This window comes from Amycolatopsis sp. NPDC051102, from assembly GCF_040682815.1.
Taxonomy (GTDB): Bacteria; Actinomycetota; Actinomycetes; order Mycobacteriales; family Pseudonocardiaceae; genus Amycolatopsis.
In genome coordinates this window covers 17,249-40,414 of the sequence record NZ_JBFBBT010000004.1, presented here as the reverse complement: position 1 = coordinate 40,414, position 23,166 = coordinate 17,249, and the positions used below count along the sequence as shown (strand labels likewise).

The window sequence follows — 23,166 nt, the reverse complement described above, 5'->3', positions numbered from 1 at the left end:
GGTACCACACCATCGTGAAACCTCTACATTACTTGAGGTCAACCGAGCGGCCGCGCAGCAGGAGATACGCTGCCAGCGAAACGACGAGGCCGACGTAGTACGCCAAGTCCGCGCCGTGCAGCGCCGCCGCGACCGGTCCGGTGTAGAGGGTCGTGTTCATGAACGGCACCGCCGCGCCGAACCCCACGAGGAAGGCCGCCACTGCCGCCCACGGGCGGACGGACACCGCAGCCAGCACGTCCACCGAACGTCCTCTGCGGGTGCGCGCGAGCCAGTCCGGGATGACCACGCCGAGGAACGGCGGGATCCAGTAGCTGACGAACAGCAGCACGTTCTGGAACTTCGCCGACAGGTCGCCGCTGTGCATCCACAGGATCAGCGCGAACGCGAGCACCGTGACGACCACCGCCGACACCGGGCGCCGCAGCCGGACGCCGACCGTCTGCAGGGCCAGCGAACCGCTGTAGTCGTTCATCGCGTTCGACGACACCGCCGCCAGCGCGATCACCGCCAGCGCGAGGCCGCCGAGGAACCCGCCGCCGAGCAGGGCAGCGACACCCTTCGCCGTCTGGTCGCCCAGCGACGACCCCAGCGCGAGCCCCAGCCCCTCGCCGATCGCGTACGACACCACGAGGCCGAGCAACGTCGCCCAGAAGACACTGCGGGACGACGTCGAAGCGGGCAGGTAACGGCTGAAGTCGGCGGCGTAGGGCGCCCAGGAGATCGCCAGCGACAACGTGACGGTCGTGAACAGGACGACGCCGCCCGCCAGGTCGGCGCCCGAAGCCGTGTCGGCGGTGGCGATCGGGTGCCCGGCGAGGACCTTCGCGGTGAGCGCGGCGAACGCGAGCACCAGCAGCACGCTCATCACCGCCTGCACGCGGTGGATCAGCGCGTAGCCGAACACGCCGAGCGTGCACTGCAGCACCAGCACGATCAGCACCGCCGCCCAGAACGGCAGCCCGGTCAGCTCCGCGAGGGCGTCGCCGCCGAACAGCCCGACCAGCGCGTCCCAGGCGATCGAGCCGAGCCACTGGACCAGGCCGGGCAGCACGACACCGCCGCCGAAGGGCAGCCGGGCGAGCGGCAGCTGGCCGGTGCCGGTGCGCGGGCCCCAGGTGGACAGGTACGCCACCGGCAGCGACCCGAGCACGGTGCCGGCGAGCATCGCGGCCAGTCCCGTCCAGAACCCGAGGCCGAACGACGCCGCGAGGGTGCCGGTGAACACCGCCGTCATCGTGAGGTTCGGCGCGAACCACACGCTGAACAGCCGCCACGGGCGGCCGAACCGGTTGCCCGGCGGCACCGGTGCGATGCCGTGGGTTTCGATCGCGAGGTCCCCGCCACCGGCGGGCATCCGCCCGCCGAAGACCTCGGCGTCCAGGCTGTGTCCGCTCATTTCCCGCCTCCTGTCGCCGATCACCCTAAGACCTGGTCGCAAAACTCAAGGGTGTGTCCCTGTCACCAGGAGGGAGATCGATCTCCTGGAGGAGGCTGCCGCCGCGTTGCCGACGGCACCATCGACGGGGATGAACGAGCACTCTCGCCGGGAAGTGATCAGCCAGGTGGGGCCGCCTCTTCAGAGGCGTTCGACGCGGTCGGCCTGCGGGCCCCGGTCGCTCTGACGCACCGCGTACCGGACCCGGTCACCCTTCTGCAGCGGCTCCGACCCCATGATCACGGACGCGTGGGCGAAGAGATCGTCGCCGCCGGCGTCCGGGGTGATGAAGCCGAAGCCGCGGTCGGCGTCGTAGCGCGCGACGACGCCCTCGCCGCCTCGTACGGGGACGTCCCGCGCCGCCGGCCCTGCGGCCGCGGCAGGTGCCGGCCGCTGCGGCGCCGTCTGGGGCTCGGCGCCCCGGACCAGGTGCACGTCGCGGGCCTGCGGGCCCTTGTCTCCACTGGCCACCTCGTAGGCGACGCGGTCGCCCTCCGCGAGCCACGTCAGCCCCTCGGCCAGGGCCCGGGCGTGAACGAAGACGTCTCCGGCGCCGGAGTCGGGGTTGATGAAGCCGAAGCCCTTGTCCTCGTCGTACCAGGCCACGGTGCCGTCGGCACCGTCCGCGATACCGGCCGCAGCGGGTGAGCCGGCCCCTGCTCCCAGCGGGATCACGTGCCCGGCCTGCGGGCCGCGCTCGCCTTCGACGATCAGGAAGGCCACCCGCTGCCCCTCGGTGACCACGCCGCCGGTCACGATGGCGGAGCTGTGCACGAAGATGTCGGCGCCGCCGCCGTCCGGCGACGCGAAGCCGTACCCCTTGCCCGGCTCGTACCAGTTGATGGTGCCGAGCATGCCTACGGCGCTACCGGTGGCCGCATCGGCGGTGACGCGAACGCGCAGCGCCTGGGGCCCGCGGTCGTTCTCGCCGGCCTCGAACACGACGGCCTGACCCTCGCGGAGCACTTTCGCGCCGCCGTCCCCGACGATCTCGGAGGCGTGCACGAACACGTCCGGCGAGCCGTCCTCGGGCGCGAGGAAGCCGAAACCCCGTTCGACGTCGAACCAACGGACGGTCCCTTGCGGCATCGAAGACTCCAGGTCGAGAGGGCGGGCAATGGCCCCCAGTCTCTCTGACAGACCTCCGGTCCGTCGGGCCGGGTCCACGGGCGGCCGGTGCGGAGCCACGGGCGGGCCGTGGGTTCACCCGGCGACACGCCGAGTTTGAGACCAGACCTGAAGCGCGGCCGCGTGGTGTAACGCGACGGCCCGAACGGACGAATCACGGTTAGCCGTTACCGGACTGCGTCACCCACGGGCCAAGACCCATCGGGAGGGTCGCCGAGTGCAGCACCCACGGACCGCGGCGATGACCGCCCTGCTGACCGCCGGGTGCGCGCTCGGCGTGGTCGCGCTGACCCTCAAAGCCGGCGAAGGCAGCCACTCCGCGCTCGACACCGGGCTCAGCACCACGACCGGCTTCCTCTTCCTGCTCGCGGGCGCGGTCGCGCACGTGCGGCGCCCGGCCAACCCGATCGGGGTGCTCATCACCCTGGCCGGGGTCGCCCTCTTCCTCGAGGACCTTCAGTTCACGCAGAGCCCGGTGCTGTACACGATCGCCGTGCCGCTGCGGGCCGCGTCCAGCCCGGTGATCGCGCACCTGGTGCTCGCCTTCCCGCACGGCAGGCTCCGCTCGCGGTGGGAACGGCTGCTGGTGGCTGCGGCCTACCTGGTCGTGCTCGGCTCCGGCGTGGTCGGGCTGCTCTTCGGCGACGACCCCCGCGACCTGCTGGCGATCTCTCCGGGCGCGGGCAGCGGCGCCGTCGCCGACCGCGTCCTGGACGTGGGCGCGACGGCGATCAGCGCGGGCGTCATCGTCGTGCTGCTCTACCGGTGGCTGACCGGGCGGCTGCCGCAGCGGCGGCTCCTGTCGCCGGTGGTGGTGATCGCCCTGGCCGGCGCGCTGACGTCGGGGGCAGGCACGGCGCTCGGCGACGCCCACCCGCTGTCCGAGCCGCTGCTGCAGGCGTACCGGATCCTGTTCTGCCTGTGGCCGCTGGCGTTCCTGGCCGGGGTGCTGCGCGCCCGCGTCGGCAACGCCGAGATGGTCCGGCTGCTGCTGGAACGCGACGGCACCGGGCTGGCCGCGCTCGTGCAGGACGACGAGGTGTGGAAGGACAGCCGGTCGATCGACGCGCTCAACGCGGCCGCCGGGCTGGTGCTGGACAACCAGCGGCTCACCGCCGAGCTGGAGCAGCGGCTGGCCGAGGTGCGCGCGTCGCGGGCCCGGCTGGTCGCGGCGGCCGACGACGAACGCCGCCGCCTGGAGCGCGACCTGCACGACGGCGCCCAGCAGCGCCTGGTCAGCGTCGTGCTGCTGCTGCGGATGGCCGGCCGCCGGTCCGGCTCCGAGCAGCTGCCGCCGGAGATCCGGGCGCTGCTCGCCGGCGCGGTCGACGAGCTGCAGACGGCGATCACCGAGCTGCGCGAGCTGGCCCGCGGCATCCGCCCGGCGATCCTCACCGAAGCGGGCCTGGTCGCGGCGGTCCGGTCGCTGGCCGACCGGAGCCCGATGGAGGTGGCGCTGGCGGTCGGGGCGGTCCCGCGCCTCGACGCGGCGGTGGAGGCGACGGCGTACTTCGTGACGTCGGAGGCGCTGACCAACGCCCTGAAGCACGCGCGGACCGAGCGCGCCGACGTCCGGATCGCGGTGACGGGCGCCGGGCTGCGGATCGAGGTGACGGACGCGGGCGTCGGCGGCGCCGACGTCGGCGGTTCGGGCCTGGCCGGGCTGCGCGACCGGGTGCAGGCGCTCGGCGGGGAGCTCTGCGTCACCAGCGGCCCCGGCGGCACCACGGTCGCCGCCGTGATCCCCCTGGACGCCGAAAAGCCGTGAAGGCCCCCTCGCCGACCGGCGAAGGGGCCTCCACGGACTTCCGAACCGGACGAGCTAGACGAGCAGCAGGAACAGCAGCCCGTTCGGGGTGCCGAGGCCGGTCACGTCGTCGTAGCCAGGGGTGGTGTGGATGGTCAGGCCCTGGTAGTCGAGCGTCCGCACCGAGTGGAGCAGGCCGTCCGACGCGTCGACCGAGTTCGCGTAGTCCACGCGAGCCACCGCGGCGCCCACGTGCTTCACGTCGCTGATCGCCGGGGTGCGCGAGGTCAGCTTGTAGATCACGGGGTTGATGAAGCCGTGGTGGAAGTGGTCGAAGCTGTCGGCCACCGCCATGATGCCGGCGAACACCGGCGACGCGAGGCTCGTGCCGCCGATCCGGTACTGGTCGTAGTAGGCGCCGTCCGGGAAGGTCTGCGTCTGGCCGACCAGGAAACCGGTGTTCGGGTCACCGACCGCGGAGATGTCCGGGACGACCCGGCCCTTGGTGTTGCCGGTCTGGTTCTTCTTCGCCAGCGCGTCCGGCACGACACCCTTCTGGTAGAAGGGCTGCGTGAACAGCCGGCTCGTGCCGCCACCGGAACCGCTGGTGTAGTTGGCCGGGCCGTAGACACCGTTGGTCAGGACCGACTTGCTGGTCTCCCAGCCGGTCTCGAAGATCTTCTTGCCGTCCTTGCCGATGGCGATGGACGTGCCGCCGACCGCGGTGATCCACGGCGCCGAGGCGGAGAAGTCCGGCGACGGCGTGCCGAGGCGCGCGACCTCGTCGCCGTTGTCACCCGAGGAGAAGTACACGCCGATGCCCTCGAGCACCGCCTGCAGCGAGATCTGGTTGAACACCTTGACCTCGTCGGCCGGGATGTCCTCGCCGGTGTCGCCGTAGGAGTTCGACACGATGTCGGCCTTGTGGCCGGCGATCACGTAGTTCAGCGCCACGTCGAGGGCGTTGTCCTCGCAGGATTCGCCGCCGACGTAGAGGATGTCGGCGCCCGGCGCGAGACCGTGGGCGGCCTCGACGTCGAGGGTCTCCTCGCCGTACCAGCCCGCCGCGTCGCACTGGTCCGGCGGCTCGAGAACCGGGTTCGCCGGGAAGACGTGCTGCTTGAACTGGCTCTGCTTCAGCGGGTGCTGCGGGTCGTTCTTCTTCGCGTACGTGCTCGCGTCGGAGTAGATGGTCGGCGAGGCGAACGCGTCGACGATGGCGATCGTGGTGCCCTTGCCGTCCGCGCCGACCTTGTCGATGCCGTAGGCCGAGCGCAGCTGCGCCGGGGTGTAGCCGCAGGGGGCGTAGGGCAGCTGCTTGCCGTTGTAGGCGGGATCGGTGGTGTCGATCTTCTCGCCGTAGTAGGCGCTGCACGGCCGGGCGTTGCGGAAGCCGGGGCCGGGCGGGACGTCGGCCGGCGTCCCGGAGCCGGTGGCGTGGTCCGGCTTGAACAGGTTGGTCGCCTGGTCGACGCCGACGACGCCGAGGACGTCGCCGGCCAGGTTCGCCGGCACCGACAGGTTCTTGTCGGCGGCGCGCAGCGTCTGGCCCTTGACCCGGTACTTGCCGAGGTCGACCGCGAACGCGTTCTCGGTCTGGGCGGCGGTGCCGGTGGCCTCGACGTAGGCGCGGTTCGACGGCACCTCGCCGATGCTGAACCCGTTGCCGGCCAGCCACGACTTGACGGCGTTGACGGTCGCGTCACTGGCGGCGAAGCGGTCGCGCACCTGGTCGGGGCTGAGGTACTGCCGGTAGGTGGCGCTGTCCGGGTCGGACACGGCCTGGGCGAGCGCCTCGGCGCCGGCGTTGTCGCGCTGGTTCAGGTAGACCCGGAAGCTCAGCTTCGCGGCGGGCGCCGTGTCGGCGACCTTCGCCTGCGCGTTCGCCCACAACGGGTGCGACTGCGGAATGTCCTGACGGCCCTGCGCGGACGCCGTCGCCGGCAGGGTGCCGGTCAGGCCACCCACCACCGCGAGCGAAAGGAGCAGGGTGGAGCTTCTTCGCACAGAAATCTCCCTCTTCGAAAACGGCCCCCGGAAACGGGCCTGGGAACACCGGCTGAGACTAGATCGGTGTTCCGCTCACGGGAAGTGCCTGCGGAACCGTTATCTGGGCGGGAATTCCCATCCCGTTAACCGTGGTACGGAAATCCGATTTGTCGCGGGAAAAACGCGAGGATTATTAGTCGGTGTACCTTAAGTCCGGTTCGTGGCGGTATCGCGGACCACGCGCAAGAGGGGTCCGCCACCTACTAAAGTCGGTTGCTCCGTCCACTCCGGACAGTCCGGCGCGTGACGGCACTTCGGCCGTCACGCCCGGGCGGCCAGCCGCCGGTCCACCTCGGCCGGGGCGAACACCGCGTCGACCACCATCGCCACCGCGCCGGCGAGAGCTTCGCCGCGGCCGCCGATCTCCACCCGCAGGTTCTGCGTCGCCCGCGGCAGCGCGCGCTGGTAGAGCACTTCGCGGACACTGGCGGCGAAGTGCGGCTCGGCGAGGTCGCCGGCGAGCACCACCACTCCGGGGTTGACCACGCAGACCAGCGTCGCGAGCACCTCCCCCACCTGGCGGCCGGCGACCTCGGCGAGCCGGATCGCGGCCGGCTCGCCCGCCACGATCCGGTCGCGCACGCCGGAGCCCGACACCGTGGGCAGGCCCAGTTCCGTCAGCCGCGCGGCCAGTGCGCCACCGCCCGCGACGGCCGCGAGGCAGCCCCGCGAACCGCAGAGGCACCGCGCCTCGGGGTGCTCCGGCAGGCGGATGTGCCCGATGTCGCCGGCACCGCCGTCGACGCCGCGGTACACCTCGCCGCCGAGCACCAGCCCGGCGCCGATGCCGGTGGACACCTTGACCACGACCAGCGCGGCCGAGTCCGGGTACCGGGCACGGTGCTCGCCCAGCGCCATCAGGTTCGCGTCGTTGTCGACCAGCACCGGGGCGCCGAACCGCGCGCCCAGGAAGGCATCGATCGGGTAGCCGTCCCAGCCGGGCATGATCGGCGGCCGGGTGACCCGGCCGCGGCCGGGTTCCACCGGGCCGGGCACGGAAACGCCGACGCCGCACACCGGCCGGCCCGTCCCGGCCAGCAGCGCGTCGAACCACTCCGCGATCCGGCCGAGCACGGGCTCCGGGCCGTCGGCGACCCGCAGCGCGCCGGCCCGGTGGGCCAGCACCCGGCCCGACAGGTCGGTGACGGCCGCCTCGGCGTGCGTCGTGTCGATGCTCGCGGCGAGGACGACGGCGTGGTGGTCGTCGAACCGCAGGTACCGCGCCGGGCGGCCGCCGGTGGAGTCCTCCTGGCCGCCTTCGGTGAGCAGACCCGCCGACTGGAGATGCTCCAGGCGCACGGTCAGCGTCGAGCGGGACAGCCCGCTGCGTTCCTGAAGCGCCTTGCGCGTGCTCGCTTGACCCGTCCGGACCAGGTGCAACAGCTCTCCGGCGCTGGTCGGCGCGGTCATCCCGGGCCCCCTTCGGACTTTTGTCCATTGACAAGACACAAGTCGGAGATAGATTGGACATATGAACGTAACATGGGACCGGGCGGCGGCTGTCCTGGCGGGCAACTGGCTCGGCGCGTCCACCGTGCCCTCGCGTTCGCTCTACCCGCACCAGTGGAGCTGGGACTCCGCCTTCATCGCTTTCGGCCTGCGCCACCTGGCGCCCGCACGCGCCCGCCGCGAGCTGCTGACGCTGTTCTCCGCGCAGTGGCGCGACGGCCGCGTCCCGCACATCCTCTTCAACCCCGACACCCCACCCGAGGCGTACTTCCCCGGCCCGGCCTTCTGGCAGGCCGGGCGGACGTCGGGGCTGGTCCAGCCGCCGATCCACGCCCGGGCGGTGCTGGCGGTGCACGAAACCGAGCCCGACCCGGTGTTCCTCGCGACCCTGTACCCGAAGCTGCGGGCCTGGCACGAGTACCTGCGGACCGGGCGCGACGCGGGCGGGCGCGGCCTCGCGGCCATCGTGCACCCGTGGGAGTCGGGCATGGACAACAGCCCGGCGTGGGACGGCCCGCTTTCGCACGTCACGCCGTCGACCGGGTTCGTCCGCCGCGACCTGGAGCACGGCGCCGCCGCCGACCGGCCGAGCGACGACGACTACGGCCGGTACGTCCGGCTCGCCACCGACTACCGCGACAGCGGCTACCGGGACTTCGGGGACTTCGTCGTGGAAGACCCCGGCTTCAACGCCCTGCTGGCCGACGCCGAACTGGCCTTGGCCGAGATCGCCGAGATCCTCCGGCTGCCCACGGCCGCCGCCGCCCACCGCGAAGCCGCGGCGCGCATCGAGAAGGCGTTGCAGGAAACGCTGTGGCACGACGGCTTCTTCTTCGCCCGCGACGTCCGCACCGGCTCGCTGTGCCCCGAGTACACCTGCGCGGGCCTGCTGCCGCTGGTGCTGCCGGAGCTGGCGGTCGCGCCGGCCCTGCTGGCGGCCGCGACCGGCCCGCGCTTCCGGCTCGGCCGGGTGCACGGCGTCCCGAGCCACGACTTGACCGCGCCGGGCTTCGACCCGGGCCGCTACTGGCGCGGGCCGTCGTGGTTCAACGTCGGCTGGCTGGTCTGCCGGGGATTGCTCCGCCACGGCGAGCACGCGCTCGCCGCGCGGTTGCGCGACGACCTCGTCGAGAGCGCGGCCCGGACCGGCTTCGCCGAGTACGTCGACCCGCACACCGGCAACGGGCACGGCACCCGATCGTTCGGCTGGACCGCGGCTCTCACCGTGGACCTGCTGACCTGACGGGCGGGCCACCCAGCCGCGTCGGGGGCGGCTGGGCGGTCCGTCCGTTCAGCTCGCCGCGGTCGCGTAGTCCGAGCCGACCCAGGTTTCGTCGATGCGCAGCCGCTTGTAGCGCGTGCTGTCGCTCGATGCCGCGTACGTGCTCGTCACCTGGAGCCGGACGTACCGGGCCGTCACCGCGGAGAGGTCGGCGAACTGGACGCCGCGGTGGCTCGGCAGCGTCCCGGACTTCACCGCGCTCCCCCAGTCCTTGCCGTCACTGGACACGAACACCTTGTACGCCTTGATCCGCGCCGACTGCTCGCTGTCCGAGCGGGCGTAGCTGACCGAGTCCTCCCGCTGGTTGATCCCGAGGTACTGCACCTTCTTCGCCGCGCCGAGGTCGTAGTCGAGGTTGACCGGGAGCGTCTTGTCGTTGTCGAAGTAGGTGAGGTAGTCGCCGTCGCTCGCGGACTGTCCACTGTGCCCACTTGCGGACGCGCTCGCCTTGAGCGTCACGGTCTTCGGGTCGTAGGTGCCGGTGCGGCCCGCCGTCTCGACCTTGAACACCGTGTCGTAGGTGTCCCAGCCGGACAGCCCGGTCAGCGTCAGGCTCCCGCCTCCTTGGCTGAAGGCGATGGCGGCGCCGGTGCGGAGGTTCGTCACGCGGCGGACGCGGTAGCCGTTGTCCCGGATCTTCAGCGTCGACGTCGACGGCTTGGTCAGGACGTGGACGTACTGCGTGTCACCCTTGATGGTGATGACGCCGTGGGCGCCGTCGTTCCAGAAGCCCGGTTGCATGCCGCCGTACATGTACCCGGCACCCTCGGTACCGCCGAGGGATTCCCAGATCGCGCCCAGGTAAGTGTCCGCGAAGTTGTTGAACGCCTCCTGGTTCGACGGGAACCTGCCGTTCACCATCGCCGTCTCGGCCATCAGCGACTTGATCGACGATCCGGAGTTCGTCACGAACCGGCCGATGTTCAGCATCTTGTTGACGGCCGAGTTGGACCCGCCGTACCACCAGGAACCGGTGTCGGGCAGCTTGAAGCACGCCTCGGTGAGCCGCGGCATCGCCGTGTACGTCGCCTGCGGGTAGTCGTAGGACGGCGTCATGCCGGTCTTCTGCTCGTTGCTGATCGTGTCCATGATCGGCGTGTCTTCGTTGTTGTTGCTGAGCAGGTAGTCCGGGCGCTGCTGGTAGATCTGCTTGTAGAGGTCGTGGGACTCCCAGTAGGCGTTGTCGTTGTCGATCCAGAAGCCGCCGAGGTCCGGGTAGTTCTTCATGACCTCGAAGAAGTTGTCGTAGCTGAACTGGCCGAAGCCGTCCTGGCTGTCGAGGTTCACGGTCTTGCCCTTGTACTTCGAGTAGCCGGCCGAGTCGAGCCACTCGTGGCCGCCCTCGTCGTGCCACTGGGCGTCGTTGGTCATGTAGAGGATGACCTTGAGACCCTGGGGCTTCGCCGCGGCGACGAGCTCGCCGAGGAAGTCCCGCTTGGTGCTGCAGCTGCCCGGGATCTTCGACGGCCAGGCCCGTGAGTAGCCGAGGCGACTGTGGAAGGAGGCGAGCACGAGGTAGGACGCGTGCAGCTTCTTGGCTTCGGTGACCCAGTAGGCGGGACTCCACCCGCCGTCGGTGATCGCTTTTTCCCAGGCGCTGCAGCTGGTGTAGCCGGGTGAGGTGCGCATGCCCCAGTGCAGGAACAGCCCCGCCTGACTGTCGCGCAGCCACTGCTGGGAGGGTTTCTGCAGGTCGGCCGAAGCCGGCGCGGCGATGAGCCCGGACATCGCCAGCATCGACGCACAGGCGACGAGCGCCCGGCGGAGGAACCTGTCTGCCATGAACGACCTCCAGTGGTCTGGTCCACTCGGTGGTGTACTCCTCGCCGAGACGGCTGGTCAAGGTTTAGATCCGACCTTTCCGCGGAGTTTCGCTGGCCGGTACATCAGAGTTGCCGCCGTTCGGGTTAAATATCTGATATATGAGGTGAGAGATCCGATCTCTCTTGACTGGGCCTGCCGGAGGCGAGTAGATGTTTTCCCCGGAAGCGCTTTCGCTTCGGACCATCGCTCCGGCGACACGGGCAGCACGCCGCGCCCCCAGAGCTGGTCGGGATGCCGACGGACGGCGGATCGGCATCCCGGCCACCCTTCCACCGCGTCGCGGGGCCAGTGCACGAAAGGGACGACGAATGTCCGAACACCCCCTTCGCCCGACCCGGCGCGCGGTCCTGGCCGGCACCCTCGGCGCCCTGGGCACCCTCGCCGCGGCGGGCCCCCTCGCGCGGGCGGCGGACCGGCTCCCCCCGATCGGCGGCGCGGCGCCCACCGACTGGTCCCGCGCGGTGATCGACTCGACGATGAAGCGCTACACGCCCGACAAGATCGGCGGCTGGGGCTACACCCTGGGCCTGTACCTCTACGGGCAGTACCTGTTCTACAAGCGCACCGGCGAGAAGAAGTACCTCGACTACATCATCGCGTGGTACGACCGGTTCATCACCGACAGCGGCATCTCCAACAGCTTCAACAACCTCGACTCGATGCGCTCGTGCCAGATGCTGCCGCTGCTGTACGCGGAGACGGGCCGCAAGAAGTACCGGACGGCCGCCGACCAGCTGCGCAAACGGTTCCCGTCCTACCCCCGGACGTCCGACGGCGGCATGTTCCACGCCACCAGCAAGGTCGGCCAACTGTGGGGCGACGGCGTCTACATGGCCCAGCCGTTCCTCGCGCTGTACGGCGCGGCGTTCGGCGACGGCGACTACTGCTTCGAAGAGGCGGCCAAGAACATCGTCGTGTACTTCAGCCACCTGCGCGAACCGGCGAAAGGCCTGCTGTACCACGCCTACGACGAGGACGGCTCCGAGTCGTGGGCGTCCGGGGCCGGGCACCACTCGAAGTACCACTGGGCGCGGGCGATCGGCTGGTTCGGCATGGCCACCACCGACATCCTCGAGGTGCTCCCGGCGAACCACCCGCGGCGGCCGGCCCTGATCGACGTCATCCGGTTCCTGGCCGCGGGCTACCAGCGCTACCAGGACGCCTCGACCGGCCGCTGGTACCAGGTCGTCGACCGCGGCGGCGACGCGAAGAACTGGCTGGAGACGTCGGCGTCGTCGATGTACACGTTCACGATGGCCCGCGGCGTCCAGCGCGGCTACCTGCCGGCGTCCTACCAGGCGGTGGCGGACAAGGGCTACGCCGGCGTGCTGAAGAAGGTCTCCGTCGGCTCGGACGGCCTGACGAACATCACCGACATCTGCGAAGGCACCAACGTCGGCGACCTGTCCTACTACTACGGCCGCGCCCGCAAGACCAACGACTTCCACGGCCTCGGCGCGTTCCTGATCATGAACGAGCAGTACTCCCACTGACCCCCGTCACGCCGCAGAAGGGGCCCCGGCCAACCGGCCGGGGCCCCTTCGTCATGCGCGAATAGGTCGACACACGTGATTGAGCAGTCGACACGCGTGATTGGGAGGTCGACTCACGTGATTGAGGGGTCGACACGGCTGCGCTCGCCGGCTCCGCCGTGTCGACCCTCCAATCACGCGAGTTGACCCTCTAATCACGCGTGTCGACGCTTCGATCACAGCCAGAGGCCCCTTCCCGCGTTGGCAGGAAGGGGCCACGGGACGTCAGCAGGTTGCGGTGGAACTCGAGGTGTTGATGCGGAGGGCGGAGCCCGACGTCGTGGCCGAGTCCTTGACGCAGTAGCCCGTCACCGACTGGAAGCCGACGTCGAACGGGCTCTTCGAGCCCTTCTCCGCCGTGAAGTGGTCGAACGTGATGTCCGAGCTGTTGTTGACGATGCTCGCCGGGCGGCCGTCGTCCTTGGCGAACTCCACCGAGCTGTTCACGAACCGGATGCCGTCGGCGTAGTGCACGTACCAGCCGTACGACGGGCGGGTGCCGATGCTCTTCGGGTTGTAGTCGGTCGCGTTGTTGCTCGGCACGCCCGTGCCCATGGTGCCGTTGCCGCCGGGCACGTTCAGCTTGACGCCGGTGAACGTGACGCCGGAGACGCGGTGACCGCTGTCCGCGCCCCAGATCGTCGGGCTGAAGTTCGTGCCGGTGTGCGTGCCGGTGACGTTGTCCAGCGTGATGTTGCTGATCGAGCCGACGCCCGGGTTGTTGCCGCACCGTTTGCGCGTGCCGATCTTCATCATGATCGGCGAGTACGTGCCGGACATCGTGATGTTGCGGTAGTGCACGTCGGAAATCTTCGCGCCGTCCATCGAAACTATCCCGATGCCCGATTTGTGCGCACTGGTGATCGTGATGTCCGAGAACTGGTAGCCGGTGAAGTCACCGCACGTCTCGGACCCGAACATCAGCGCGTTGCAGCACTGCGCCGACAGTTTCGCGTTGTTCACCGTGACGTTCCCGTTCGGCAGTTTCGCGCCGAGCGCGTAGTCGCTCTTGAACACGAGCGCGTCGTCGTTCGCCGCGATGTTCGCGTTCGTGATGGTGACGTTGGTCGTGCTGATGATGTTCCAGCCGTCGCGGTCGCTCGCCGTGTCGATCGTCAGGTGGTCGGAAACCACGTTCGTGCAGCCGTTGATCAGGGCCGCGAAGTGGCCGCCGCGACGCAGTTTGACGCCGGACAGCGTCAGCCCGTCACACCGGGTGAGGGACAGGATCTTGTCGGCCTCGCCGGACTTCGGGTTGCCGGTGATGAGGTTGCCGCCGCCGTCGATCGTGCCGGCGCCGGTGAAACCGATGTTCGTCAGCTTGTCGCCGGAGAACATCGCGTTGTGGAAGTGGCTGTGGCCGTAGTCCTGGTATTCGTCCCACTGGTTCGACTCGGGCTTGTCGTAGGTGTCCGCACCGGACCCGGTGATCGTCGCGCCCGCGTCGAGCTGGATCGTGACGTTGCTCTTGAGGTGGACGGTGTTCGCCGACTTGTAGTTCCCCGAAGTGAACCGGACGGTGCCGCCGCCGGCCGCGTTCGCCGCCGTGATCGCCTTGTCGATGGCGCCGGAATCGTTGGCGGACCCGTTTCCCTTGGCGCCGTAGTCCTTCACGTCGTAAACGCCGCCGGGCGCGGCGGCCGAAATTCCGGCCCCCGCCACCACCAGTCCCGCCACCGCGCAGGAGATCAGCAAGAATCTTTTCACGTGAAACCGCCTTGTCATGGAACGAAAATTCGGCATGACGGCGGAACACCCAGATTACGAGTGGCACCAACGGAATGTCAAGATCGCGGGGCGGGGACCCGCGCCACCCCCAGTCGGGCGCGGGTCCCCGTGCTCGGTGGTTCGGTCCATTCAGGATTCTCGGAGTCTACCTTCGCGGGGCCCGGGTGCCCCGTGCGTTTTTCATGGTCGACGACGTGAATCCGGCACGATCGGCGGCTCAGGGCAGCCCTACTCCGGACGTCAGCAGGGTGAACGCCCGTTCGGCCGCCGCGACGGCCTCCGGAAGACGCCGGTCCGCCGGCGTTCCGGCCGCGACCGCCGCCATGTTGGCGGTGGCCAGCGTCCGGCGGACCGCGGTGATCTGCGCTGCGGCGAGACTCGCGTCGAGTTCACCGGCACCGGCCTCGGTCAGCGCGGCCGCCAGCGCGACCTCCCCCGCACCGGCGAACTCCGCCAGCCGCGCCGCCAGCGCCGGCGTCCCGGTGACCAGCCGGAACACCGCCAGGACGGCCGGGTCGTCGCAGAGGCCCGTCACCGGCTCGCGCGCCTCGAGGCCGCGCAGGAACGCCTCCCGCAACGCGGCGAGGGGCCCTTGGCCGGGCCGCCGGGCGCGGACGACGTCCGCCGCGTCGGTCTCGTGGTCGGCGAACCGGTGCAGCACCAGGTCCTCCTTGGTCGGGAAGTAGGCGAACAGCGTCCGCTTGGACACCTCGGCCACCCGGGCCACCTCGGCGACCCCGACGGCCTCGAACCCGCGCTCCAGGAAGAGCTCGATCGCCGCCGTCGAGATCGCCGCCCGCGTGCGCAGCTTCTTGCGCTCCCGCAGGCCCAGTTCATCGGTCATGTCACGGAGCGTAGCGCCCGGCGCTCAGACCTTCTGCAGGCCAGGTTTGCCCGCTTGCACTACGTAGCTGGCGTCGTTCCTGATGACGACCGACGCCGGGTCGTACACGCTCGTGTCGGACGTCGTCATGAAGTCCGCCCGCATCTGCGACGGCGTGGTCGTGACGCGGACGTAGCCGCGCTCGCCCTTGCAGTACTTCACGTGGGGGTTGTTCGCGTACCAGGCCGCACTGGGGTCGGACGCGGTGTCGCTGTTGCTCGTGACCGACGTGGTGACCAGCTCCGAGCCGATGACCGGGTCGCTGTGGTCGAAGTAGTCGAGCCGCAGGTCGGCGGCCCAGTGCCGGTGGACGTCACCGGTGAGCACGACCGGGTTGGCGACCTTGCGGTCGACCCAGCCCTGCTGGATCCGGTTGCGGGAGGCCTCGTAGCCCTGCCAGGAGTCGTTGCTCTCGCAGGTGGCCTTGTTGCCGTCGCCGTCCCGGGTGGCGAAGAAGACCTGCTGCCCGAGGAAGTCCCAGGTGGCGGGGTGCGACTCGAACTGCTTGAGCAGCCACGCCTCCTCCGTGCTGCCCAGGATGCTGCGCGAGGTGCTGCGCATGTCGGTGCAGGCGGGACCGGCGTCGCCGGCGGGGTCGGCCACCTGGGCGCTGCGGTACTGGCGCGTGTCGAGCATGTGGAACCGGGCCAGGTTGCCCCACGTCAGCTGCCGGTACAGCTGGATCGCCGCGCCGTTGGGCTTGGCCGTCGACCGGATCGGGGTGTGCTCGTAGAACGCCTGGAACCCGGCGGCCTTGCGCGCGGCCGGGGCGGGCGAGGTGGTGCCGTTCCAGTTGTTCATCACTTCGTGGTCGCACCAAGCGTGTCAACTGACTACACTCGATCAAGGCGTCTACCAGCAAGGATACCGACCATGAGCGCACCTGCTCCCCGGAAGAAGCGCCGGTACAAGCTCCAGGCCAGCAAGCGGCCGGAGGTGGTGCCGTTCACCCCTGAGGGCGACGCTGCCCTGTGCTACGTCCGGCAATCGTTCTTCACCGACGAGAGCACGTCCAAAGAGGTGCAGACGGACACGACGCATCGCTGGACGAATGCCTACGGAATCCCGATCGTGGATACCGTCGAGGACTTGCACGTGTCCGGCGATTTGGAACCCTACAAGCGGAGCGGCCTTAAAGCCTGGTTGTCCGATGCGCCGCCGAAGCCGTGGAAGACGCTTGTCGTCTCCAAACTGGATCGCCTGGTCCGCAATGTCATGGACGCTCTGACGTTGCTAGAATGGCTGAGGGCACGCGGAAAGCGACTCATCTGCATTGCCGAGGGAATCGATTCCAGCAACTCCATGTCCGAGTTCCTGATCACACTGATTGCCGCCTTCGCCCGCATGGAACGCGAACGAATGAAAGAGCGTTTCCGTTCTGCCAAGGCGAAGCTTAAGGAAGAAGGTCGCTGGGGCGGCGAGGGACACCATTACGGCACCATGCCGGTAGAGCTTCCCGGCGGTGCCGGCTGGATTCTCGGACTCGACCCGTACGCGGTGAGAATCCTTCATTCACTGTCGAAGCTCGCACGCGAAGGCAAGGGCCTCTCCGAGATGTGCACCTGGCTGAAAGAAAACAAGGTCCTAGCCCCGCGCGATCGACAATTGCAACTCGGAGCAGAGCGACGCGGCGAAGATCTCGCCACTATCGAGTACAAGGGTCACGAGTGGAATCCGTCCGTCTTGCGTCGCCTGCTGACACACCCCGTCCTTGTGGAGTACGGGATCTTCGAACCCGCCGAGCAAGCACAAATAATCGCCCGACTGGACGAGAAGTCCGTCCGTAAGGTACGCGGCAGCAATCAGCCCTATGAGTTCTCCGGCGTCCTGGTGTGTGCGCAATGCTTCGAACCTCTCTGGCACCGGATCGCACACCACGACCGAAAACGTAAAGATGGAACATCGGTCGTCTACGAATACAACTACTGGCGATGCCCGTCACGCAAACATGGACCAGCGATGCGAGCCGAGGAAATCGAGCCGCTCGCCACACAAGCGTTCTACAAAATCTTCGCATTGGTCCCCGTGCGCGAGCGCGTCGTATTGCCGCCAACCAACCACGCGAACGAGATAGCCAAGCTGGAACGCGAGTACGGAAAACTCATGTCGAGCGTGGCCCGAGCCACGTCAGCACAAGAACGGCGCCGGATACAAGACGACGGGGAGAAGATTCTCGCCGACCTGGACGCCCTGAGGGAACAACCTATCGATCCGGGCGGCGTGCAATGGGTCCCGACCGACCGGACGTGGCAGCAAGAGCTAGCAGGAATGACACCGGAAGACCGTCGCCTCAAGTGGCTTGAACTAGGCTTCTCTTTCGCAATCCAGAAACGGCCCGATGGCACATGGAAAGCCGGATGGCAACTGCCGGAAGGGTGGCGGGAGGCTATGCCGGAACTAGCCGAGCAAGTCACCGGCACCGGGGAAACGCTGGAAATCACCGATCTACTAGACCGGAAAGCGGCGGGAATAACCAGGCCGGAACACGACTAAAGACGCAGATGCGGCGGGGTGATATCGGGCCTGTATTGGCCTGATTCCCCGCCGCTCCGCTGTCTAGGGGTGGCGTCGCCGCTGGTCAGGGGGCATCCTGTGATCATGGGTGGAGGATCGTTTTTGGACCGGGTAGCCGCCGCAGGGGAACGGAAAGCAGCCCGAGATCAGGAGCGGAATCGTCGCCGTGCGGCGATTGAGCGTGCTGTACGCGTTCCCGCGCTGATCGGTTCAACAATCCTGGCGCTGGTGGCGTGGTGGCTGTCGGGCTGGGAGATGTGGCCGTGGTTGTTCGGCGGCATCGGTGGCCTTGTGGCGGTGATGATGTTGGCGCGCCGCGTGTCGGCGGTGTGGCGGGTGACGGTGCCGCTGCTGGCGGTCGGGGTATGGCTGCTGACCTACGTGGACCCCTGGTGGTGGGTGCTGCTGGCGGGCGTCGCCGTCACGGGTGCCGGAGCGGTCGCGCTGGTGGTTTTGCGCCTGCGCACGCGGCGTTGGCAGACGGTGGGAGCCGTGGTGCTCGGGGTGGTGATGGTCGCGGCGGGGTCGGTGATGCTGGCGGTGGACGCGGCCCAGCAACAACGCCAGACGCAACAGGAACTCGATCAAGCCCACGATGAGGCGATTGCCCGCACCTTGCCTCACAGCCCGGCCAGCATGGTCAACTTCCTGGCCGAGCACATTGCCCGGCTCAAGCCGGATGACAGGCTGGCCTGTTCGGTGTTCGCCCCCGACGCCCAACGGCAATTCGCCGACGCATGGCACGTACCGGACTGTCCGGCGGCAATCCAAGCGATGGCCGATGAGGTCACGGCACGGGGCGACTACGTGAACAACCTGTCCGTGCCCGGGCAGGCCACGACGTCCAACCCGGACGGCACGTTATCGGTCGACGCGTGCCACTTGGATTTCGGCGGCCTGGCCGACGACGCACCGCACACCAACCCCGGTCCGCAAATCGGTGTGCTGACCTTGAGCCAGCAACAAGGACAGGGGCACTTGATCGTCAGCTATCGGCGGTGCGCCACCCCGTGAGCACACCGGCCCTTCGACGACAGAGAACCCCTCCGCCCATGAGGCGAAGGGGTTCTCTGCTCTGCGGGCCGTCAGCGGGATGAGCGCGTCCGGGATAGCGCGTCGCACGCTGCGGTGATCCTGTCTTCCAACTCCTGGATATTCGCGCCGTCGACCGCAACCCACAGCACGCCGTCCGGGGCCGCTGTCAGCGCCACCGTGGGTTGGTTGTCCGCCGGGGCAGCCGGTCTACCCGGATCGGACGCCTCCGGGGCGTCTCCAGGGCGTTCAGGCCGTCCTACGGCGGCGCCCTGCCGGGTACGTCGGGACCGGTCGCTGTCGGACCGGTCTCCGCCGTCTCCGCCGTCGGCATGGTCACCGTCGGCCGTACTCGTGCCGGCCGATCCGCAGTGGGTGGGAGGGCCGTCCTTCGCGTTGCGGTGGTCGTCATGGTCGCTGCCTTTCGGATGCTGCTGAGTGGTGGTCTGTGGTACGTGGGTGGCGAGGTCGGGCAAAGGGCGTGTTCACCTCCCCTCATCCGGTCGGCGGGGCGGCAGGGAGGGACCTTTGCCGCTGCCCGCGGTACCCGGTTTTCGGCCCGGTTCGCGGTCCCTCCGGCGGGTGCTCCCTGACGTCCCTGAGCCGGGTCCGCGCTGGTCAGAGGAGGGACTTTCGGCCAGGGACGCGTCAGGGAGAAGTCCCTGAGTCCCCGCCGGGTCCCTGCCCGCGTCCCTGCCGTCTCTGTTCCCGGTTCCCTCGTCGTTGTGGTCCCGGCGGGCGAGTGCGGCGGCCACGTCGTCGGCGCGGATGACCTTGTTCCCGTCCGACTTGGCGGGCGCGACCCCGTACGGTGCGAGCGCGGCCGTGAGGTCCCGGAACGTCCACTCCCCGTACTCGCCGGGATCGTGTCGAGCCAACCGGGTCAGGACCACCTGAGTCCGGACCCGCTTCTGTCCGTCCAGCACCGCCGCGACGTCGGCCAGGTGATCCGCGACGACTGGCGCCGCGTCGAGCTGCGGCTGTGCGCTGGACTCGACCGCCCGCCCCGCCTCTTCGATCAGCGCCACGGCCCGCGCGATGACCGGGGTGACGTCGTCGGCCCCGTCCTCGAACGGCACGTAGAAGGTGCGCACCAGCTCGAACGTCTCGTCGGTGATGCCGACCGCGACACAGGTTCCCCGGTCGGTGTTGATCCGCAGTTCGGTCGCGCGGATCCCGGCGGCGTACTTGCCCGACCCGAGTAGCCCGTCGTTGGCCACCTGATCGGCCACGCTGAACGCGACCCCGCAGGAGACGTTGCGGGTGACCTCCCGAGGGATGCTGTCCTTCGTCGGTGACTGGGTGGCCAGCAGCAGCACAATGCCGTACTTGCGTCCTCGCTTGATCAACCGCACGGCCAGTTCGGCGGCTTTCTTGCCGAACTTCGGGTGCTGGAACAACTCGTGGCACTCGTCGATCCCGCACACCAACGGGTGCAGGCCAAGCCCCGGCTTGTCGGCGAGCTTGCGCGAGACCTTCGGCGGGCGGCCCGGCTGCTCTCCGAGGATCTTGCCGCGTCGCTCCATCTCCGCCAGCAGATCGGCCAACGCTTGCGTGGCGGCTTCGGCCACGCTGTCGTCCATCCCCATCCCGTAGCGGGACAGCCGGGGCCGGAACGGTTCGAAGTCCGGGGACTCACCCATCACGAACGCCCACAACTCGGCGGTGGGGTCGAGTGCCGCGCCGAGCAGCAGCGTCCGCAACGCGGCCGACTTGCCCTGTCCGGGACGTCCACCGATCAGCCAGTTCACCCCGATCAACGGCGCGTTGATCACGGTTCCGCGTTGGGACAGTCCGAACGGGACACCCTCGAACACGTCGACCTGTCCATCGGTCACCAGCGGCCAGGCGCCGGCCCCGCCCCGCAGGACGCCCTTGTCAGCGACCCACAGGTCGAGCACTCCGTCTTCGTCTCCCTTGATAGGCCAGGTTTCCAGCGATGCCCGACCGAGGTTGGCGGCCAGCTTCGACCGGCGGGCGGCGACCATGTCGGCGGTGACCCCGAGCGGCAACCGGACTTGCGCGAAGGTGCCGTCACCGTCCTTGCGGGCGGCCACGGTGTAGACCAGCTCTCCACCGTCGCGATAGAACCGGTCCAACGGCGCGATGCCCAGATGCGCCAGCGCCTTGCTGATCATCCGTTCATCGATCCAGGAGTCGACGTCGTCGCGATCCGGGCGGACCAGCCATCCGGCACCCGGGGTGCGGTCGCGTCCCTCGAATGCTGCGGCTACCGCCCACACCACCGGTGCGAGCATCAACGCCACCGGAACCGACACGGCCAGGGCCGACCACACGGTTTCCACTCCCATGTAGACGTCGGCCAGCCACGGCCACATGTCGGCCCGGTCCATCACCGAATCGATCAGCCACAGCACCCCGGCGACCGGTGCCGCGAACCGCACACCGATCACCACCCGGCGCACCACGATGCCCAGCCGTGCCCACCGCGCGGTCGCATCGGAACGGATCAGCTCCTGCGCGGCACGCCGCGCGTCGGCGTCGCCGGCCAGCCGCGCCCGGCGAGCGTCCGCGCGCAGATCGGCGTAGGTGGCCCAGTTCCAGAACTTGACCAACCACCGCCAGTTCCCCCGCAGCACGAACCACACCAGCCGCAGCAGATCCAGCGGAGCCTTCCGCGCCCGGTAGGCAGCCAACGACCGCGCCCGGACTAGCGGTCCGGACCGCCACACCCGCCCGGCCGCGTCGGCGACCCGCTGCCATGCGGACGCCGGGCGCGGGGCCGTCCGGCCGCTGGGTTGGGGCAACGTGTCGTCGATCAACTCGCCGTCGAGCACCGGGCCGACGTGTTCGACGTCCTGCCCGGCGGCGGGAGTCAGCGCGGCGTGGTCGTGGTTCTCCCGGTTCAGTTCAGCCATCGCTACGCACCCCCTTGCCGGTCTCCGCCGACAGCGCAGCGGCGAGCCGGGAAGACAGTCCTCGGGAACATCCCGTGGCCTCCCGCACCCACGCCGGGGTGATCTCCACGCCGGGCGTCCACGCTGTCCGGGCGTCGGTGAGGTAGTCGGCGAACAGCTTCCGCCGCGCCGGTCGCGGAGCCGCCGGTTCCTGCTCCAACAAGCTCGGCCCACGGACCGGTTCGGTCGGTTCGGGAGCCACCGTGTTCGGTTCGTGGACCGGGGCAGCCGGTTCCTGAACCGGGGCCGGTTCCGGCGTGCCCGCCCGGTCGGTGGCGTTCATGAACGCCACCGCCACGGCGTCGGTGAGCTTGTCCCGCAAGTCGGTGACCGCTTCGGCGGCGACGAACACCACCAGCGGCGGAACCGAGTGCAGCACCACTCCGGCCGGCGATCCGGACACCCACGATGACCAGGTGTTCATCACGTAGGTGGCGGCCAGCGTGAGCCACTTCGCTGCCCGCACCCACGCTCCCGTGTGGACCTGGTAGCGGGCGGTGATCTGCTCCGCCCGCAGAATGGCCAGCAGGACCAGGCACACGGTCGGGTCCAGCAGCCATGCCGTCAGCCACGGCAGCGACCCGAACGCGGCCCCGGCGGCGGCGAACCACTGCACGTTCGCCGTGGTGAACGCCAGCCCGAGCACGATCCCGGACCAGCACAACCGGTCCACCTGTGTCCGGACCCGTTCCACCCGCAGTGCCACCACGTCGGGGTGGGTCTGCCAGCGGCGGACGTCCGCCGCTTCGGCGGCATCCTTCGCGAGTCGTCGTGCCCGGTCCGCCACGGTCGCCGGGTTCTCTTCGTGGTTGGTGGTGGTCATCGGCGACCACCCCGGCGACGCGTGTTGGTGGTGTCCATGGACGTGACCGTCAGAAGCCGCGTGAGTACATGGGCCGCAATCAGGTCCGGCACTCCGAGGACCACCAGCACCAACGTGGGGTTGTGCACGTAGGTGATCACCAGCCACTGAAAGCCCATGAACGTTGCGCCCGTGAACAGCACCCGGCCGGCCAGCGACACCACCCGGGAGCTTGCCCGTGCCGCGTCGGCGGCCCGGCGAGCCTTGCGCGCGCTCCACCGCCAGACCACGAACAGCGCCACCAGCACCCCGACCCCGGCGAGGATTTGTGTCGGCGTGAGGTTGAGCGTCATCGCGCCTCACCGCCCCGGCGACACGCCCACACCCGGTACAGGGCACGCCGGTCGGTGTCCGGCAGCGCGCCCCACACCCCGATCGTGGCCGGCCCGGCCGTCCGCAACTCCAGTTCCCGGCACTGGTCGATCACGGGGCACCCGGCGCACAGGTGGGCGGCCAGCTCACGGTCCGGCGAGTCCCCGCCGGACAGTTCCGGCATGCCGGTCCGGTCGAACGCCCAGAAGCACAGACCCTCGCTGGTCACCAATTCGTTCAGCACGTCGTCCGGCACGTCGGCGTACCGGTCAAGCTGGGCAGCCATCTCCTCATAGTCGTAATCAGTCATCGCGCACCGCCGTCCAGCACGCGCCGCAGTTCAGCCGTCGGAACGACCATTCGGGAGCCACGGCGCACCGCGCGAAGCACACCGGTTCGGATCGCCGAGCACACACAGGACTCGGAGACACCGAGTCCCCACGCAGCCTGACGGATCGAAAGGAACGC

At 69.4% G+C, this 23,166-nt stretch carries 16 protein-coding genes and 1 pseudogene; 5 read left to right on the top strand and 12 right to left on the bottom strand.

Features of this window, described 5'->3' with window-relative positions; all coding sequences use genetic code 11:
* Positions 1–28: 28 nt before the first annotated feature.
* Together AB0M93_RS14565 and AB0M93_RS14560 are read right to left on the bottom strand one after the other, a co-directional pair.
* The gene (locus AB0M93_RS14565) at positions 29–1,399 is read right to left on the bottom strand and encodes a cytosine permease (RefSeq protein ID WP_364273019.1); all 1,371 of its coding nucleotides are present in this window, start codon (positions 1,397–1,399) and stop codon (positions 29–31) included.
* A 180-nt stretch (positions 1,400–1,579) separates the two neighbouring features.
* Positions 1,580–2,527 (bottom strand): cold shock domain-containing protein, encoded by a 948-nt coding sequence (locus tag AB0M93_RS14560; protein WP_364273016.1) that lies wholly within the window; start codon positions 2,525–2,527, stop codon positions 1,580–1,582.
* Positions 2,528–2,807: 280 nt separating this feature from the next.
* On the opposite strand from AB0M93_RS14560, the gene AB0M93_RS14555 reads away from it, so the two are divergent.
* Positions 2,808–4,334, top strand: coding sequence for a histidine kinase (locus tag AB0M93_RS14555; RefSeq protein WP_364273013.1), 1,527 nt, complete (start codon positions 2,808–2,810; stop codon positions 4,332–4,334).
* 54 nt (positions 4,335–4,388) lie between these two features.
* On the opposite strand, the gene AB0M93_RS14550 is transcribed toward AB0M93_RS14555, so the two are convergent.
* Together AB0M93_RS14550 and AB0M93_RS14545 are read right to left on the bottom strand one after the other, a co-directional pair.
* Positions 4,389–6,320, bottom strand: coding sequence for a S53 family peptidase (locus AB0M93_RS14550; protein ID WP_364273011.1), 1,932 nt, complete (start codon positions 6,318–6,320; stop codon positions 4,389–4,391).
* A 303-nt stretch (positions 6,321–6,623) separates the two neighbouring features.
* Complete coding sequence (locus tag AB0M93_RS14545; protein ID WP_364273008.1) at positions 6,624–7,772, bottom strand: ROK family protein; 1,149 nt, start codon at positions 7,770–7,772, stop codon at positions 6,624–6,626.
* 61 nt (positions 7,773–7,833) lie between these two features.
* Between AB0M93_RS14545 and AB0M93_RS14540 the strand changes: the two genes are divergently transcribed.
* A complete protein-coding gene (locus AB0M93_RS14540; protein ID WP_364273005.1) occupies positions 7,834–9,054 on the top strand; it encodes a trehalase family glycosidase in 1,221 nt (406 codons plus the stop codon).
* Between the two features lie 48 nt (positions 9,055–9,102).
* On the opposite strand, the gene AB0M93_RS14535 is transcribed toward AB0M93_RS14540, so the two are convergent.
* A complete protein-coding gene (locus AB0M93_RS14535; protein WP_364273002.1) occupies positions 9,103–10,875 on the bottom strand; it encodes an alpha-L-fucosidase in 1,773 nt (590 codons plus the stop codon).
* A 350-nt stretch (positions 10,876–11,225) separates the two neighbouring features.
* Between AB0M93_RS14535 and AB0M93_RS14530 the strand changes: the two genes are divergently transcribed.
* Positions 11,226–12,410 (top strand): glycoside hydrolase family 88 protein, encoded by a 1,185-nt coding sequence (locus AB0M93_RS14530; RefSeq protein WP_364272999.1) that lies wholly within the window; start codon positions 11,226–11,228, stop codon positions 12,408–12,410.
* Positions 12,411–12,674: 264 nt separating this feature from the next.
* On the opposite strand, the gene AB0M93_RS14525 is transcribed toward AB0M93_RS14530, so the two are convergent.
* From AB0M93_RS14525 to AB0M93_RS14515, 3 genes and pseudogenes are all read right to left on the bottom strand, one after another.
* Positions 12,675–14,156: a glycosyl hydrolase family 28 protein gene (locus AB0M93_RS14525; RefSeq protein WP_364272996.1), complete on the bottom strand. Its 1,482-nt coding sequence runs from the start codon at positions 14,154–14,156 to the stop codon at positions 12,675–12,677.
* Positions 14,157–14,394: 238 nt separating this feature from the next.
* Entirely contained in the window at positions 14,395–15,021 is a 627-nt protein-coding gene (locus tag AB0M93_RS14520) for a TetR family transcriptional regulator (RefSeq protein ID WP_364272993.1), read from the bottom strand.
* 24 nt (positions 15,022–15,045) lie between these two features.
* Positions 15,046–15,873 (bottom strand): annotated as a pseudogene (locus AB0M93_RS14515) (alkaline phosphatase D family protein); the annotation flags it as partial.
* A gap of 60 nt (positions 15,874–15,933) precedes the next feature.
* On the opposite strand from AB0M93_RS14515, the gene AB0M93_RS14510 reads away from it, so the two are divergent.
* Positions 15,934–17,553, top strand: a complete 1,620-nt coding sequence (locus AB0M93_RS14510) for a recombinase family protein (protein WP_364272990.1) — start codon at positions 15,934–15,936, stop codon at positions 17,551–17,553.
* Positions 17,554–17,658: 105 nt separating this feature from the next.
* Positions 17,659–18,588 (top strand): hypothetical protein, encoded by a 930-nt coding sequence (locus AB0M93_RS14505; protein ID WP_364272987.1) that lies wholly within the window; start codon positions 17,659–17,661, stop codon positions 18,586–18,588.
* A 503-nt stretch (positions 18,589–19,091) separates the two neighbouring features.
* On the opposite strand, the gene AB0M93_RS14500 is transcribed toward AB0M93_RS14505, so the two are convergent.
* The 4 genes from AB0M93_RS14500 to AB0M93_RS14485 all read right to left on the bottom strand — a co-directional run bounded on the left by AB0M93_RS14500 (position 19,092) and on the right by AB0M93_RS14485 (position 23,008).
* Complete coding sequence (locus AB0M93_RS14500; RefSeq protein WP_364272984.1) at positions 19,092–21,215, bottom strand: hypothetical protein; 2,124 nt, start codon at positions 21,213–21,215, stop codon at positions 19,092–19,094.
* Between the two features lie 262 nt (positions 21,216–21,477).
* Positions 21,478–22,347 (bottom strand): hypothetical protein, encoded by an 870-nt coding sequence (locus AB0M93_RS14495; RefSeq protein WP_364272981.1) that lies wholly within the window; start codon positions 22,345–22,347, stop codon positions 21,478–21,480.
* Positions 22,344–22,679, bottom strand: coding sequence for a hypothetical protein (locus AB0M93_RS14490; RefSeq protein WP_364272978.1), 336 nt, complete (start codon positions 22,677–22,679; stop codon positions 22,344–22,346). Before AB0M93_RS14490 ends, AB0M93_RS14495 begins: the two co-directional genes overlap by 4 nt.
* Positions 22,676–23,008, bottom strand: coding sequence for a WhiB family transcriptional regulator (locus AB0M93_RS14485; RefSeq protein WP_364272975.1), 333 nt, complete (start codon positions 23,006–23,008; stop codon positions 22,676–22,678). The genes AB0M93_RS14490 and AB0M93_RS14485 overlap by 4 nt, the downstream gene beginning before the upstream one ends.
* Positions 23,009–23,166 lie beyond the last annotated feature (158 nt).